The organism is Bradyrhizobium guangdongense (assembly GCF_004114975.1).
GTDB lineage: Bacteria > Pseudomonadota > Alphaproteobacteria > Rhizobiales > Xanthobacteraceae > Bradyrhizobium > Bradyrhizobium guangdongense.
On the sequence record NZ_CP030051.1, the window covers coordinates 6112006 to 6129052 of the forward strand.

The following is a 17047-nucleotide window of genomic DNA, read 5'->3' on the forward strand; positions in this document are numbered from 1 at the left end:
TGGCACGCACGGCAACCATTGCAACGGTTTCGACGTTTTCACGCAACGAACTTGCCAGCGTGCTCGCGCTGGATCCGGCGTCGATCCCCATCATTCCAAACAGCGCGGAGCACTTCGCGTCGGTCGAGCCAGATTTCTCGATCATCGAATCGCTGCGCCTCGAGCCCCATCGATTTTTCCTCTTTGTCGGCTCGATGACGAAGAACAAGAATGTCGACACCGCCATCCGCGCAGCCGAACGGCTCGGCCGCGCGGATTTTCCGCTGGTCGTGGTCGGAGGCGACAACGACAAGGTTTTCGGAGGCGGTGCGACCCAGTCGAGCGGGGGGATCGTGCGCGCGGGCCGCCTCAAGGACGAGCATGTCGCCGCGCTGTTCGCCAGGGCTGCCGCGTTCGTTTTTCCGAGCCTGTACGAGGGCTTCGGCATCCCGCCCCTCGAAGCGATGTACTTCGCCTGCCCGGTCATTGCGAGTTCCGCCGCGGCCGTCCGCGAGACCTGCGCCGACGCTGCGGTCTACTTCGATCCCCTCGATGCCGACGAACTATCGGCGAAAATGCGCGAAAGGATTGATCTCGGCAGGATTTCTCCCCTGGAACAAGCGAAACAGCGGGAGCGTCTGGCGACATATTCATGGACCAAATCAGCCGCCGCCATGCTCCAGGTGCTCGCCAAGCCGGTTCGGCAGATCGGTCCCGACGGAACAGCACGATGACGCGGCCTAAATCTTGCTGCTTGGAGGCGTTAGAGGTGGCTTGTGCAAGACAAGGAAGGATCGACCGTTGTCCCGCGGCCTGAAGGTTCTGCATGTTGCCGAAACGGTGAGAGGCGGCATTGCGACTTATCTGAACGAGCTTCATCCGCACCAGCGCGCGAGCTTCGGGCGCGGCAACGTCAGCTATGTCGTTCCGTCCGACCATCGCGATGACCTCGTCAACATCGAGGATGAGGCCGTCACCACCTTCCCGCGCGAAGGCCGCAATGCCCTCGGCCTGTTCGCGATGCTATCTGCAACCATGCGTGCGGTTCGGCAGCAGCGGCCTGACATCATTCACCTGCATTCGTCGTTCGCCGGACTCGTCGTCCGTCCGGCCCTGTGGATGGCCTACCGGCGTTCGCGCATCGTCTATTGTCCGCATGGATGGGCCTTCGGCCGCGAGACCGGCCGCCTCAGCCGCGCCGTGACCGAGTTCACCGAGCTTCTGCTGTCCAAGCTGACCCATCGCATCGTTTGCATCTCCGAGAGCGAGCGAACCGACGCCATCAGGGTCGGCATTGCGGCAAAACGCCTCGTCCTGGTGCACAATGGAATCTCCAAGCAGCGCCCCGCGCACGAGACGAGCGCAGCACCGTCGCGTTCGGAGAAGATCAAGGTTCTCTTCATCGGACGCCTCGACCGCCAAAAGGGATATGATCTCCTGATCGAGGCGGCGCGCGCACTCGGAGATATCCTCGATGTGCGCCTCATCGGCGCGTCGGTCATCAGCAAATTCCGCAGCAGCGACCTGCCGGCTAACGTTTCACTGCTGGGCTGGATGGACCGTCACCAGATCGAGGCCGAACTGGACCAGGCTGACATCGTGGCGATCCCTTCGCGCTGGGAGGCATTCGGCCTCGTCGCCATCGAGGCCATGCGGGCAGCCAAGCCAATCATCGCGTTCCGCATTGGCGCGCTACCCGAAATCGTCGAAGACGGCGTGACAGGCGTGCTCTGCGACGAGGTCTCGCCCGAACAGCTGATCGACGGATTTCGGCGCGCAGCGCAGCTGGATTTGACCGCAATCGGCCGGGCCGGATACGAGCGCTTCATCCGCCTCTACGACATCGAGCAGACCCACCGCGCGCTCTCGCAGGTGTATGCCGAGGTCTTGCAAAGCGGCGAGAACAAGGCGGGACAAGAGGCCAAGCTGCAGTCCGACTTCCCGAACAATCTCCGATCCTGAAAACGCTCGATGGACGTCATGCTGCGGGATGCCGCTGTCGAAGATCAACGCAGGTTGACGAACCGGGCCCGCAAAATGCAACGCAGAGTCACTTCGGCTCGGCATCTCGCGCCTGAAGTTCAGAGCGTGCTTTCGCGCGCGATCAAATCGCCTTAATCGTGACACCGATCTGACACGCGCATGTCCGGTTTGCGCATTGCATAGAAAAATGACAAGGGTCCGCACAAGTTTTGGACAGCCATTCAAACAGGTTCGCAGAGACACAAGTTGCAATAAGGTCACAGCCATAGCTGCTTTACCATAAACAGGAAGACGTAGCCGTGACTCAGCATGAGGTTGGTTGCTACGGTAAATCAGATTTTACGTGAGTGAGGAAATGACATTGACGGCGACCGAACAAATTCATTGGGACTTCGGGATTAGCCGGATTCTGGCCATTGCTGCGGTTGGCATTTCCTTGACGGGCTGCGCGAACGTCATTCCGCTCGATGCACCCGATGCCGTGGCCACGCACACCAATGCCGCGCTGGTCACCGAGCCGAGCGCGCCGCTCGCCTATGCCCTGATGCCGGTCAATCCCGCCGTGATGCAGGCAACCAACGCCTTCACCGACAGTTCGGGATTGATCTTCTCGCATCTCCCCGGCGGAAATTATCGCGACGTCACGATCGGCGTCGGCGACATCGTCACCGTCACCGTCTACGAAGCCCAGGCGGGCGGCCTGTTCATTCCGCGCGAAGCCGGCGTGCGGCCGGGCAACTTCGTCGACATTCCGCGCCAGCAGGTCGATCAGTCCGGCAATATCAACATCCCCTACGCCGGATCGATCAAGGTCGCCGGACTGACGCCGCGCGCTGTCTCGAACATCGTCCGCGAGCGGCTCAAGGATCGCGCCATCGACCCGCAGGCGGTCGTGAGCGTCGCCGAGCAGCGCGGCAACCAGATCAGCGTGCTCGGCGAAGTCAACTCGCCGCAGCGCTTTCCCGTCGACCCGGGCGGCATTCGCCTGATGGGTGCGATCGCGCGCGCCGGTGGCCCCAAATATCCGTCCTATGAGAGCACGGTCACGATCAAGCGCGAAGGACGCACCTACAGCGAGTCGATGTCCTCGGTCGTGCATCACCCCAACGAGGATGTGCTGCTCGCGCCCGGCGACGTTGTCTTCCTCACCCGCATTCCCAGGGTCTACATGGCGTTCGGCTCGACGCCGTCGCCGGGCTCGATCGGCGGCACCAACAACCGCCGCTTCACCTTCGAGAACGACAACATGTCGCTGGCCGAGGCACTCGCCAAGGCGGGCGGTCTCGACGGCGCGCGTGCCGATTCCAAGTCGATCTACGTCTATCGCTTCGAGCCGAAGCCGCTGCTCGAGCGCATCGGGATCGACGTGTCGCAATTCCCGACCAAGACGGTCCCCGCCGTCTACAAGTTCGACATGAGCAAGCCCGACGGCTGGTTCCAGGCCGATACGTTCAGGATGCGCGATCACGACGTGATTTCGGTCGCGGAATCGCCATCGACTGAATTTATCAAGCTGATGAACCCGCTGGATGCGGCCTCGACGAATGCGTCGAACATCTCCAGCGTCGTGGTCAACTCGAAGTAACAACGACGACGCACGTTCATCTGGCGCGGCCCGGCCCGGATTCTTCCATCGCGGAGATCCGGACCGAGCCTCCATGGCCTGCTTCTTGAATATCGGATGACGATTCGGTCTCGTCCCGGTGTGAATCGTTCACGCCGTTTTGGGACCGAATGCGATTGCAGAGCCAGCTGTTGCATGGCAAGCGAGGTGCGCCCCCGTCATCGATCAACGCATGAGGCGATCGTTGAAGATACTCATCGTGAACACGCTCTATCCACCCGACATCATGGGGGGAGCCGAGGTATCGGTATCGCTGCTCGCAGAAGCCTTCATGCGCAATGGCCATCACGTTGCCGTCGTCAGCCTGCAGAAGGCCGGCGACGTATCGGTGGGCGATCGCAACGGCATCCGCACCTACAGAGTGCAGATCGACAACGCCTACTGGCCGTTCGGACAGGACCGCAAGCCGCCGCGTCTGGACCGCCTGCGATGGCACCTGCGCGATACCTGGAATAGACGCGCGGCGAAGCGGTTTGGCGCCATTCTCGATACCGAGAAGCCGGATGTCGTTCACACCAACAACCTGACCGGATTTTCCGTGTCCCTGTGGGCGGAGGCCGAGCGCCGCAACATCCGGATCGTCCATACGCTGCGCGACTATTCGCTGATCTGCAAGCGATCGACGCTCTTCAGCAAAGGCGCGACCTGCGAGCAGCGTTGCCTCTCGTGCTCGACGATGACCCTGCCGCACCTCTATGCATCCCGGATGGTCGATGCAGTGGTCTCCAACAGCCAGTACGTCCTCGACCGGCACCTGAAACTCGGCTTCTTTCCGGACGTTCCGCACAAGGTGATCTACAACATCGCGGACTCCAGCGTCCGGCCGGCGCCGCCGTCCTCCGACGCCGACATGACGTTCGGCTTCATCGGCCGCATCGAGCCGGAAAAGGGCATCGATGTCGTGCTCAAGGCCGTTTCGCTGCTCCCCGCGCACGGCTGGCAACTCAAAATCGCCGGAAAGGGCCTCGAAGCTTACGAACATGAATTGAGGAGAAGGTATGATAATCCGAAAATCAAATGGCTGGGCTTCGTAAAGTCCGCGGAGTTCTACTCCGGCGTGGACGTCTGCCTCATCAGCTCGGTCTGGCCGGAACCGTTGCCGCGCACGCTGATCGAAAGCATCAATGCGGGCCGGGCCACCATTTGCTCCACTGCCGGCGGAATACCGGAGATCTCTCATTTCTCGACGTCACTCGGCTCGTACGAACCAAGTGACTTCCACGGACTGGCCGAACTGATGAAGCAGGCAATCAGCGAGGCACCCAAATGGAAGAAGGCTTTTCCGCCACGGCCTGAATTTTCTGCCAGCTTCACGCCGGAAGCTGTCACCCGACAATATCTCGACGTCTATTTGGAAGGCACTTTGAACACCGATGGAGACAGATGAGAAGGACTCTCGGGGTTCGTTCAAAGCTGCATATTGGATGAGATTCTTGGCATGAGGATTTTGATCACATCGTCACTGTACCCGACACCGGGCGCGCCGAAGGTGATCGGCGGCGCCGAGATATTCGTGCGCCGCATTGCCGAAGGCCTGCTCAAGAGCGGCGACACCGTCGAGGTCGTTCGGGCTGCCTCGCTTCCCGAACAGCCGATGGAGACGAGCGGCGGCATCGACGTGTACTCGGCCCCCGTCAGGAACATCTACCGGCCCTTCACCGGACAGCGGAGCGCACCGGCGAGGGGCTTGTGGCATGCGATGGAGGACTGGAGTCGAAGCGCCGACCTTGTCGCCAGCAGAATAAAAGCCTTCAAGCCGGACGTGCTCCATTCCAACAACCTTTCGGGCCTCACTACGGCGGTGTGGAAGGTCGCGGCCGAGCTCGGCGTACCGGTCCTGCACACGTTGCATGACTACTATCTGACCTGCCCGCGATGCTCGCGCTTTTCCGACGGCAAGACGTGCGAGCACACCTGCATGAGCTGTACTTTGCTGACGATCAACCGCCGCAAGGCCACCAGATATCTGCGCGGCGTGGTCGGCGTCAGCCAGCGCATTCTCGACATCCATCTCCAGACCGGTCTTTTCGCCGACACCGAGCTGCGCAGGGTGATTGCGCATGCATCGACGATGCCGGTCTCCGCACCCGCGAAAGGCCCAGCCGGCCCGCCGCTGACATTCGGCTTCATCGGCCGTCTCACCGAAGAGAAAGGCATCTATAACCTCGTTAAGGCTTTCGCGGACCTGCCGCGCGATCGCGTGCGGCTCGTCATCGCAGGGGTCGCAAGCGCCGAAATCCAGCACGAGCTCAGGGCAATGGCGCCGAAGGCGCATATCGAGTTCCTGGGCTTCGTCGAGCCCGAACAATTCTATCGCCAGATCGACGTCGTCGTGATCCCGCCGATCTGGGAGGAGCCGGGGCCGCTGGTCGTGGCCGATGCCCAGGCGGCGCGCAAGCCGTTTCTGGGGACCAGGTTTGGAGGAATCCCGGAAGCGGTGAAACGCGGCGCAGTCGGCTGGTTGACCGCGCCTGACCCGAAATCCCTTGCCGACAGCATCCTGCGGATCATCGCCAATCCGCAGGAGCTGGCCGAGATGTTCGAAAGACTTGCCAACAAGAACGACCATCGCACCTTTGCCGATGTCATCGACGAATATCGCGACGCCTTCGCGCTTCTGAGCCGGCACCCGCAATAATCCTGGGATGGCTGTCTTGCGCAACGCGTCTGGCCTTTTCTGCGCCCTGCCCCGCAGCTTGAACGTCCCATGACCCGTCTGTTCGCACTCGTCGGTGTGGTCTACCAGAGCGCGGCGGCGATCATTCTCATCTTCCTGCTGGGCCGGGTACTCTCGCCGCTCGCCTACGCCAAGTTTTCGCTCACGCTTGCTTCGAGCCAGCTGCTCAGCGTGCTGATGTTCGAGTGGCTGCAATTGGCCGGCGTGCGCTTTCTGGCTGCGGCCCGGGAAGAGGACGCCGCACGGCTGAGATCATCCCTGTTCGCCGCCGCGCTCGCCAGCGCAATCGTGCTGCTGGTGATCGGGGGCCTCGCAGCCGCGGTCGTGACCCCGATTTCCGCGAGCGTGGGGCTCACCGGCCTCGCACTCGCCGTCGCCCAGGGCGCGACGGATCTTCACTTCATGGTCGTGCGCGTCTCGAACCGGCTCGGCGCAGCCGCCTTTCTGCTCATCCTCAGGGCCACGTTGATGGTGGGCGGCGCAACCGCGGGCGCATGGCTCTACGGCACGGCTAATGCCGCCCTCGTGGGCATGCTGGCCGCCCAGATCGCCAGCCTGTTCGCCGGCCAGTTATTGCATCCTCACGTTCTGCGCAGCGTGGCGCGCCCCGCGCTGCTCGAGGACTGGAGCGGCTTTGCCCGCTACGGGATGCTTGCCGCCGGCGCCTCGGTGCTCCACCTTTCGGTTCCCGTCTCGATCCGCTTCGTCGTCGTGTCGGCCCTCGGTGATGCCGCACCCGCAGTCACAGCCGGATTTTCGATGGCGATCGACCTCCTGCAACGACCGTTCGCTGTGCTGGTCGCCGCCATTCATACCGTCAACTATCCGGAAGTCGTCCATCAATTCGAGCGGGGCAGCGCCAACGATGCCCGCGCAGCCGTGGCGCATCTTCTCGATTTCATCATGTGCGCCACCATGGTGATGCTCGGCGGGCTCGTCGGCTTTCTGCCCGATGCGGGACAATTGTTCGTTCCGCCGTCCATTCTGGCGAGCTTCCTGCAGACCTCGACCGCCGCAACCTGCTTCTATTTCATGCACTGTCACTTGCAATCCACGCTCGCGATCGTTCCCCACCTGACGAAATCGGCAATGCGCCTCGTCGTCGTCGCGCTCTGCCAGTTGTTGCTCGTCCTCGCCGTCGCCGTGCCGACGCAGGCCATGACGGCTGCGCCGACCCACGTCCTCATCAGCGCGATCGTCGCGACCGGAGTGGTCATTGTGCTGGCGAGCGGGCCGATGTTGCGGTTCGGCGCAGCGCCGCGATGGGGCCTTGTCGCGGCGTCCGTTGCCGCCGGCGCGTTCATAGCCACATTTTCGGCCATTTCATCGCCGTCCGTGGTTTGGCTGATGCTGAAAATCGCGATCGCCGCCGCGATCGTCGCACTGCTCGCGTGGAAGGGACGCTTCCTGGAGGCCGCCAGCGCATCGCGCGCGGTGGTGTAACGATGGCGTGACATCTCGATGCGAGATGAGAAGCACTTTGCCCAACAACGCGGCAACACATTTCATATCTTCGCTGCTTGTCTTGCCAGTTGTGCATGTGCGAGATAAACGCGCGGTAAGAGGGCTGGGTCATTTGGAACCTGAGTGGGTGTCACGCCGTGGCACCCGGAGATCGACGGAATGCTGAAAAACCTGCTGTCGATGTCCGGCATGAACGTTCTCAAGTCCGGTCTGCAGTTCGCGATGACTGTGATGATGACGTATTTCGCGGCGCCCGCCGAATTCGGCCTCGTCACGTTCTCCCTGCCCTTCGTCGGATTCATCGCGCTGTTGACCGATCTCGGCATGTCGAGCGCGATGGTGCAGCGACGTACGCTCGATCGGGATGAAGCCGGCGCCGCGATCACGCTGATCTGCGCCATCGGCCTGGTCTGCGCCGTGATCCTGGCGGCCATCGCCGCGCCGCTCGCCAGCGGCCTCGATATGGAGGGATTGGGCAGCGTTCTGGCCACTCTGTCGATCTCGGTGGTGCTTTCCATCGCGGCGCTCGGCCCACGCGCCGTGCTTGAACGGCACCTGCGTTATCAGACCGTGGCGACCGTGGAGATCGTCGCCGTCGTCGTTTCGGTGATCACATGCGTGGCGGGCGCCTTTCTGGGCTGGGGCGTTTGGGCACTGGTGAGCTACTACGTGGTGGTGCAGGTCGTTCGATCTGCGGCTTTCGCAATCATTGCGCGAAGAGACGTCCGGCTTAACTTTCAGTGGAGCCGCGTGCGCTCGATCCTGACCTTCGGCGGCTGGGTGCTCGCCAGCAATCTGCTCAACTTTGCCGGCCGCGCCGTCGGCAACCTGCTGATCGGCGGCGCCGTGGGCGCGGCTGCCGTCGGCTTGTACGGGCTTGCCTACCAGATCATGATCCTGCCGCTGATGGTCATCACATGGCCCGGCAGCGGCGTCCTGATGGCGACGCTCAGCCGTCAGGCGGTGACAGGATCGCTGAAGCAGCGCAACGAGATCATTTGCGGCGTGCTGTCGCTGACAGCAGCCGTGGTCTTTCCCAGCATGCTTTATCTCTCGTTCGGCGCCGACTACCTGTTCACGGCATTCTTTCCCGCCAAATGGACCGGCATCATTCCACTGGTCGGGCTGATGGCGATTGCCGGGGCGGCGCAGTCGATCACCGCCTATAGCGGCGCCATGCTGCTGTCGCGAGGCAAGGCGCAGCTTCAATTCTGGGTTTCGACTGCCAACAGCCTTTCGACGATCGTGGCCTTCGTCGTCGGGCTCAGGTTTGGGCTGATCGGGATCATCAAGATCTACCTCGCGGTGACGCTGATCGTCTCCATCGCCACGATGCTGATCACCTCCTGGGAGACCAACCTGCCCGTCGCCAATCTGGTCAGGGCACTCGCGCCGGCAACGGTCGCCACGATCCTCGGCCTCATCGCCGCAAATCGCGCAATGGAAATTCCGGCCTCGCCGGCGTCAGCCTGGCTGCTTGGCACGACCGCTTACATCGTGACGATCGCGATCTGCTATCTGCTGTTTCATCGCCAGCTGGTACGGAGTCTGCTTGGTCTGCGCGATCTCGAACTGAGCAAGGAGCGCGTCCCCGCCACCTAGCCGCCAACGCGCCGGAACGCAGAAGATCGATAAGATGAAATCGAAAGGACCCATGAACATTCTGATCATGACGGCGACCATCACGCCGAAAGCCGACGTGCGAAGCCTCGGCCGCAAGGATCCCGCTCTCCGCCGCAAGGATTATGAAGAGGCGCTGTGGTTCTACGGCAGGCTGGTCGGGCAGTGCATCGACCGCATCGTCTTCGTCGAGAACTCGGAATCCGACCTGTCCAGCCTCAAGGCCATCGCCGAGCAACTGAACATCCTCGACAAGGTCGAGTTCGTTTCCTTTGCGGGACTGGACTATCCGCAGATGTACGGCCGCGGCTATGGTGAACTGTTCCTCCTCGACTACGCGATGGAGAATTCGCGTTTCATCCGGGAATGCGAGGCCGACACGCCGATCTGGAAGGTGACAGGCCGGTACATCGTCCTGAATCTTGCCAAGCTGATCCAGAAGCGCCCGAAAGAATTCGCCTTCTACGTCAACATGCGGAACTATCCGAAGCGGGTGGTCGACATGTACATGATGGCCTGGACCAAGGCAGGCTATCGGCAATATCTCCAGGGTAAATGCAAGCTTTACGAGGAGACCTCCGCGGCCGCATTCCCCGAGAAAGCGCTGCGCGACGATTTCGACGCCGCGCCGAAGACATCGAAGTTCGTTCGCCGGTTCCGGACGGTTCCGCTCGTGAGCGGAATCCGCGGACTCGACAACAAGGGATACGCGACAGACAACATCTGGAAGTTCTACATCCGGGTGGCATTGGACCGCGTCTGCCCGTGGCTCTGGATATAGGCGACATCCCGGATCGGGCGGTGTCTACATTCCGCGCTTGCTCAGTTCCTCGGCTTCGTGGGGCGCGAGCGCCTTCCCGGCAAACCGCGACACCATGTAGAGCGGCACCTTCGGCGTATGGATGTCGTACATCAGGCCGAAGCGGTTCTCCGGAGGAGCCTTGGCCGGCTCGTCGAGCATCTCGTAGATCAACACGCTCTCGACGTTGGCATCGGCCTGATGGGTAATGAAGCTAAGGGTAGCATACAGGCTCTTGTAACACGCCTCCGTCATGGGCTTGCCGGCTTCGTTCTCGTACGTGGGCTTGTAGATCTCCGCGCAATTGACCTCGTTGAAGACGACCGGCTTGCCGTAGGACGCGAGTTTCTTGAAGAGATTGTAGGGCTGCCTGCTGCCGCCCCATGCGCGGTTCGGATTCTGATTGAGGGATTCATAATAATGGTAGGAGATGACGTCGAATCCGACGCCCTTCGACGCCATGAAGTCGAGGAAACCGAACATGGTTGACGTGGTGTTGAGCACGCGTCGCAAGTGCAAGCCGTAGTCGTGATTGATCTTGTCGATCGCGTCCGACATGCCCTTGAGGACCGCAACCCAGTCGTTCATGACCGGCATGTCGAATTCCTCGGCGGTCCAGCCGCGGCCGTAGAGCTTCTTGCCGCTGGGATCCAGCGCAAGAAGGTTGATCTCGTTGCCCATCTCCCAATCGTTGATCTGGTCCTTAAAATTGACCACGAAGGTATAAGTTCTCGAATAGGCCTGCTGGTACAGCGCATTCCAATCGCCGGCCGGATACTTGCCGCCGTCGGTCCGATCGCCCCAGGCAAACGGGGTCGCCAATATCGGTTTCAGCGTGATGCCGTACGTCTTGGCGAGCGCCAGCATGTCCCGGTACATCTGGACCTCGTAAGGATCGGTATCCCGCGCGAGATTTGCACCGACCCTGTATTGGGTAAGCCCGCGCGCCCGCATGACTTCGAAGATCGCCTTCAGGTCTGCGCGCCGGCCATCGGGCCCGTCGACCCCCCATGTCAGCGGACCTGCGCTGGCAATCCCGACGGATGCCACCAGACCGAGCACCGGCAACAGCGCCACCAGAAACAATCTCTTCACCACCAGGAACATTGCGCCTCCACGCGCTCGAGAACTCTATGCATGCGATCCGATCCGGCATCGGCACCACGCGCCGAGACTGCCTTCACAATGTGATCACAATACGCTCGCAACGACAAAGAGGCAGCGCAGTGCGCCTGCAGGGCCCGCGCAAAGCGATTGCACGGTTTTGCGGCGAAATTTGCCGCTGGAATTGCCGTTCCAATTCCACTGGGTATCTATAATGTCGCCTGAACGGAACGACGGAATGCCGAGCGAGACTGAATTGATGAACGCCCCCCTCGAACTGACGTCGCAAATCGCCCTCGACCGCTCGACGGTCGCGGGACGCTCGGTCGCATGTGTCATCGTGACCTACGGACGCCGCGAGCAATTGGTGAGACGGACGGTTGAAGCGGTCCAGGCCAGCCCTGCGGTCGGGCGTGTGATTGTGGTCGATAACGGATGCAACCGCCCGGTGGCCCCGGACGATTTCGCGCAGCAACCGCCGGTCGACATCATCAGGCTCGCTTCAAACCTGGGATCGGCCGGAGGATTTCACGCCGGCATCACCGCGGCTCAGCGGCTCCTGGACAAGGACCTGCGGTTCGTCCTGATCCTGGACGACGACAATGTCGGCGAGGACGGGTTCCTGGAGCGCCTGCTCGCGCTGCATACGGCGCTCGGCGCGAGCGACGATATCGGCCTTTGCGCGTTGCGCCGGCACCGGGGCATCTATCCGACCCTTCTCGCCGACCAGACCGCGGTGGCGATCCGCAACAACTCGTTTCTTAACTTTCATCTCGCCTCGCTTCCATCGAAGCTGTGGCGACGGTTCACACGCTCGGCCCGCCATTCTCCGGAGAATTACGGGGAATTCCACCTGCGCCGGATCGAAACCGCGCCTTATGGCGGACTGCTGCTGCCGATGGCGGCCGTCAGGAGGGTGTCGCCTCCGAACAAGGAGTTCGTCCTTTATAGCGATGACCATGACTACTCGCTGCGCCTGATGGATGCGGGCGTAACCATCTATCTGACTGATGTCGGCTGCATCAACGACGCCGAGGAGTCCTGGGACAAGCCGAGCACCAGTGCGCGCAGCGCCCTGGTCAGCCCCGAGGCGCCGGCGTGGCGGTTGTATTATGCCTGCCGGAACCGGATCTTGATTGAGAAACGGTATACAACCTCTCCGATTGTCTATCGCATCAACCGGATGAGCTACGTCGGCCTCCTCGCGATCGAGGCAATCCTGGCTTATCGCAGTCTCAATGGCGCGCGAAAGGCCCTTCGACCGTTGCTCGAAGCAATCGCCGACGGCGACGCGCAACGGCTGGGATGGCGTGCCGACTATCAACTGCCCGGCGCATCGCCATCGAGCACAGCGCATACGCATTAGAGTGCGCAACAAGCGTGCGACGAATCATCCTCGCTCGCACTGCAGTTTCATCTCCTCGTCACGGAACTTGGTGCAACGAAACGCATCGCTAATAATTCCTCATCACGCGACGCGTGCAAGTTCCAGCACGGAACAAGCGGTCTCTCGCAGTGTGCTGAAAATACTTGCAGTTCGTTCGGCGAAAAGCCGTCGTTCTCTACATCTTTAGCCTTCTTTCTAACGTCACTGAGAAACTCTGCCGCTATCCAAAGAACAACAGCGGGCATCACCAGAGAAAATCATGACGACGACTATCACCAGCACCAATCAGACTGTCCTTTCGGCAAGCGCGTTCACGAGTTCCATCGGCGTCAACACTCACGTGTCTTATGCGTGGGGCGGCTACAACAATCTCGCACTCGTCGAAGCAGATCTGAAATATCTCGGCGTCACTTCGCTTCGTGATGGTTTGACGAATATCCCGGCGGCGCAGCCGGTGCTCGACGGTCTGGCAAGCGCGGGCTACAAGTTCGATCTCGGCGTTTCATCGTCGATCCCGGCGTCGGGGGCAGCGGGCTTGCAGCAATACATCGACGCGCTCGACGCTTTCCAGGCGAAACACCCGGGCAGCATCATCGCGCTGGAGGGCCTGAACGAGGTCAACCTCCAGGCGTTCAGCTACAACGGCAGCTCGACGATCGAGGCCGCCGCGCAATTTCAGCAAGCGTACTACGCCGCGATCAAGGCCGATGCATCGCTCGCCAAACTTCCCGTCTACAACCTCACCCTCGGCTACACCGATCCCGCCGACTTCGCGAAGCTTGGCAATCTCGGCGCATACTCGGATTACGCCAACTCGCACGCTTACGTCAGCACCGGCACCACGCCGGCGGCCGCTCTGTCCTCGGCTCTCAACCTCGCGAGCTCCGTGTCACCAGGCGATCCTTCGGTCATCACCGAGACCGGCTACACGACGCTGAGCACCACGCCGTTCCTCGGCGTCAACGAGGCGGTTCAGGCCAAGTCCATCCTCAACACGGTGATGGACGCCTTCAAGGACGGCGTCGGCACGACCTATCTCTACGAGCTGCTCGATCGCAACTCGTCCAGCAGCGACACCAATGCGCAAAGCCATTTCGGGCTGTTCTACGACGACGGCACGCCCAAACTCGCCGCCACCGCCGTCCACAACCTGACGACGATCCTCAACGACGACGGAAAAGGCAGCGGCCAGCCGACGAGCCCGCTGAACTATACGCTCAGCAACATGCCGGACTCCGGCAACAGCATGGTGCTCGGCAAGAGCAATGGTGCCTATGATCTCGTCGTCTGGGCCGAACCGAAGGTCTGGGATCCGACGACGAACTCGGAAATCAGCAATCCGAGCCAGACCGTCACGGTCCAACTCGACGCCGTACATCAGTCGATCAAGGTCTACGATCCGACCGGTGGAACCGACCCGATCGCGACCTACAGCAATGTCAGCTCGTTCACGATTCCGGTGAGCGATCACCCGGTCATCATCGAGATCGACGGCGTCGCCCGGGCGTCCTCGGGGGGGACCCAGGCCGCCGACGTCACCGGCACCGCCGCGCAGATCGTCGCGGAGCTCGCCGACCTCTCCGCCTCGACCACCCTGCAGTCGATCACGCTGACCGATACGCATGTGCTCCCTGTCGCCTCCACATCGACGATGAGCTACATCATCTCGCATTATGGCAACGCCCTTGCCGCGATTCAGGGCGGCTACTCCTTCTCCGTCACCACCTCGACGACGAGCTGGAGCGAGACCAAGTTCTTCAATGCGTCCGGCACGCTGACAGGGACGCAGACCTCCAACTTCAGCAACGGCGTCATCACCAGCAAGTCGCTCGTCAACGTCGACTCGAGCAGCGACACGATCCTGTACTCGAACGGCGTGAAGACGCAGGAAGTGATCGTCAGCGCAAACGGCGCGAAGCAGACCATCAACTACAATTCGGACGGCAGCATCTCCAGCGAGACGGTTGTCGGCTCCGACAAGTCGGTCACGACCACGGTTTATGCGAACGGCCTGAAGTCCAAGGTCTATCTGACCAATGCCGACGGCACGCATACCAACACGTTCTACGGCATCACCGGGCAGGCCTACACGACCCAGATCCAGACCGCCAAGGCCGATGGAACGATGACTTCCATCACCCAACTGCACGCAGACGGCACGACGCAGTACACCAAGATCCTCAACGCCGACGGCAGCACAACCACCGACCTCTACAACAGCGCCGGCCAGAAGACGTCGGAAGTGCGCAACTATACCGACGGCTCGAGCCTGACCACGAACTACGACACCACCGTCAAGGTGGCGCAGACCGTGGCAAAGGTCGGCGGTGCCAGCACGACGACGAACTACACCGCTGGCGTGCTGGCTTCGATCTACATCACCAGCGCCGACGGGACCAAGGAAAGCAAGCTGTTCACCGCCGGCGTGATCAGCAGCGATTTCGTCCAGAAGACCGACGGATCATCCTCGACGACGGTCTATGCAAGCGGCGTAAAATCCAAGGTGTATGTCACCAACGCCGACGGCACCCACACCAACACGTTCTACAACATCACCGGCCAGGCCTACACGACGCAGATCCAGACCACCAAGGCGGACGGAACGGTGACCGCCCTCACCAACCTGCATGCCGACGGCACGACACAGTATACCAAGGTCACGAACGCCGACGGCAGCACCACCACAGGCCTCTACAACAGCGCCGGCCAGAGAATCACCGTCGTTCAGAACTACACGGACGGTTCGAGCCTCACCACCACCTACAACACATCAGGGGTCGCAACGCAGACGGTTGCCAAGGCTGCCAACGGCGACGCCACCACGACGAACCTCAGCGCGGGTGTTCCGACCTCGATCTACATCATCAACGCCGACGGCAGCAAGGAAACCAAGCTGTACGCAGCCGGCCTCATCACGACCGATCTCGTTCAAAAAACTGATGGATCGTCATCGATGACGGTCTTCGCAAGCGGCGTGAAATCGAAGGTGTATGTCACCCACACCGATGGCACCCACACCAACACCTTCTACAACATCACCGGCCAGCCCTACACGACGCAGATCCAGACCACCAAGGCTGACGGAACGATCACGGCCTTCACCAACCTGCATGCCGACGGCACGACGCAATACACCAAGGTCCTGAACGCGGACGGCAGCACCACCACCGGCCAGTACGACAGCACGGGCCACAAGACGACGGAGATCGTCAACTACGCCAACGGCTCCACGCTGATCTCCACCTACAATGCGGCGGGCAGCGTCACGCAGACCGTGGCGAAGGCCGGCGGCGACTCCACGACCACGAACTTCAGCAGCGGCGTGAAGACATCGGTCTACATCACGCATGCCGACGGCTCCAAGGAGACCGACCTCTACACGACCGGTCACCTCACCAGCACGCTGATCCAGAAGACGGACGGCTCGTCGTCGACCACGGTCTACAGCAACGACATCAAGACCGCGACCTACGACACGCATGCCGACGGCACGCATACCAATACGTTCTTCAACGTCACCGGCAAGGCCTACACGACCGAGATCCAGCAGATCAAGGCGGACGGCAGCGTCACGTCGATCACCGATCTGCACGCCGACGGCAGCCTGCAATACAGCAAGGTGGTCAATTCGGACGGCAGCGTCACCACCGATCTGTATGACTCGACCGGGCACAAGACGACGGAGGTCCAGAACTATGCCAATGGCTCGAGCCTGACGTCTACCTACGACACGACCGGCAGCGTGACCCAGACGGTGGCCAAGGCCAGCGGCAACACCACGACGACCAACTACAGCAGCGGCGTCAAGACGTCGGTCTACATCAACAATGCCGACGGCTCGAAGGACACCCAGACGTATTCGAGCGGCAAGATCGCCAGCGACTTCGCCCAGCACACCGACGGCTCGTCCTCGACGACGGTCTACGCCGACGGCGTCAAGACCAAGATGTACGTCACCAATGCCGACGGGTCGCACGACAACTTCTACTTCAACGCCACAAGCACCGAGCACGACTTCTACACCACCGCCGGAAACCTGGCCTCCGTCGACATCCTGAACGCGGACGGCACGCACAATGCGTCGGCCAAGGTCGCTGGCATCACGCTCGCCGGCGGCGCCGGCAACGACGTCTTCGCGGTGGCCGGCGCCGGCTCGACCACGATCTCCTTCGGCGGCGGCAACGACACGGTGAACGGCTTCCATGCCGGATCCGCGGCGGGCTACGACACGGTCGCGATCTCGAAGCTGATGGCCACGGACTACAGTCACCTCCAGATCAGCCAGTCCGGAGCCGACACCCTGGTCCACGTCACGGCGAGCGACTCGATCCTGCTGAAGAACGTCGTCGCCGCGAACCTGACCAGCAACGACTTCGCGTTCGTCTGACCGACCCCCGAATGCGTGCGGCG

Annotated in this window: 11 protein-coding genes; 10 read left to right on the top strand and 1 reads right to left on the bottom strand. The window is 61.6% G+C overall.

Annotated elements, in window-relative coordinates:
* Nucleotides 1-59 precede the first annotated feature (59 nt).
* The 8 genes from X265_RS41545 (at nt 60) to X265_RS29205 (ending at nt 10128) form a co-directional block, all read left to right on the top strand.
* Nucleotides 60-713: a glycosyltransferase gene (locus X265_RS41545; RefSeq protein WP_245478048.1), complete on the top strand. Its 654-nt coding sequence runs from the start codon at nt 60-62 to the stop codon at nt 711-713.
* Between the two features lie 67 nt (nt 714-780).
* Entirely contained in the window at nt 781-1941 is a 1161-nt protein-coding gene (locus X265_RS29175) for a glycosyltransferase (RefSeq protein WP_128967963.1), read from the top strand.
* Between the two features lie 376 nt (nt 1942-2317).
* Complete coding sequence (locus X265_RS29180; protein ID WP_128967964.1) at nt 2318-3547, top strand: polysaccharide biosynthesis/export family protein; 1230 nt, start codon at nt 2318-2320, stop codon at nt 3545-3547.
* A 238-nt stretch (nt 3548-3785) separates the two neighbouring features.
* Complete coding sequence (locus X265_RS29185; protein ID WP_245478049.1) at nt 3786-4973, top strand: glycosyltransferase family 4 protein; 1188 nt, start codon at nt 3786-3788, stop codon at nt 4971-4973.
* 51 nt (nt 4974-5024) lie between these two features.
* A complete protein-coding gene (locus X265_RS29190) occupies nt 5025-6224 on the top strand; it encodes a glycosyltransferase family 4 protein (RefSeq protein ID WP_128967965.1) in 1200 nt (399 codons plus the stop codon).
* 69 nt (nt 6225-6293) lie between these two features.
* On the top strand, nt 6294-7706 hold the full coding sequence (locus tag X265_RS29195; protein ID WP_128967966.1) for a hypothetical protein: 1413 nt from the start codon (nt 6294-6296) through the stop codon (nt 7704-7706).
* 180 nt (nt 7707-7886) lie between these two features.
* Entirely contained in the window at nt 7887-9329 is a 1443-nt protein-coding gene (locus tag X265_RS29200) for an oligosaccharide flippase family protein (RefSeq protein WP_128967967.1), read from the top strand.
* Between the two features lie 52 nt (nt 9330-9381).
* Nucleotides 9382-10128 (top strand): hypothetical protein, encoded by a 747-nt coding sequence (locus X265_RS29205; protein ID WP_128967968.1) that lies wholly within the window; start codon nt 9382-9384, stop codon nt 10126-10128.
* A 24-nt stretch (nt 10129-10152) separates the two neighbouring features.
* On the opposite strand, the gene X265_RS29210 is transcribed toward X265_RS29205, so the two are convergent.
* Nucleotides 10153-11253 (bottom strand): glycosyl hydrolase 53 family protein, encoded by a 1101-nt coding sequence (locus X265_RS29210; protein WP_128967969.1) that lies wholly within the window; start codon nt 11251-11253, stop codon nt 10153-10155.
* Nucleotides 11254-11488: 235 nt separating this feature from the next.
* Between X265_RS29210 and X265_RS29215 the strand changes: the two genes are divergently transcribed.
* Both X265_RS29215 and X265_RS29220 read left to right on the top strand, forming a co-directional pair.
* Nucleotides 11489-12616 (top strand): glycosyltransferase, encoded by a 1128-nt coding sequence (locus X265_RS29215; RefSeq protein WP_164938844.1) that lies wholly within the window; start codon nt 11489-11491, stop codon nt 12614-12616.
* Nucleotides 12617-12896: 280 nt separating this feature from the next.
* Entirely contained in the window at nt 12897-17024 is a 4128-nt protein-coding gene (locus X265_RS29220) for a beta strand repeat-containing protein (protein ID WP_128967971.1), read from the top strand.
* Nucleotides 17025-17047 lie beyond the last annotated feature (23 nt).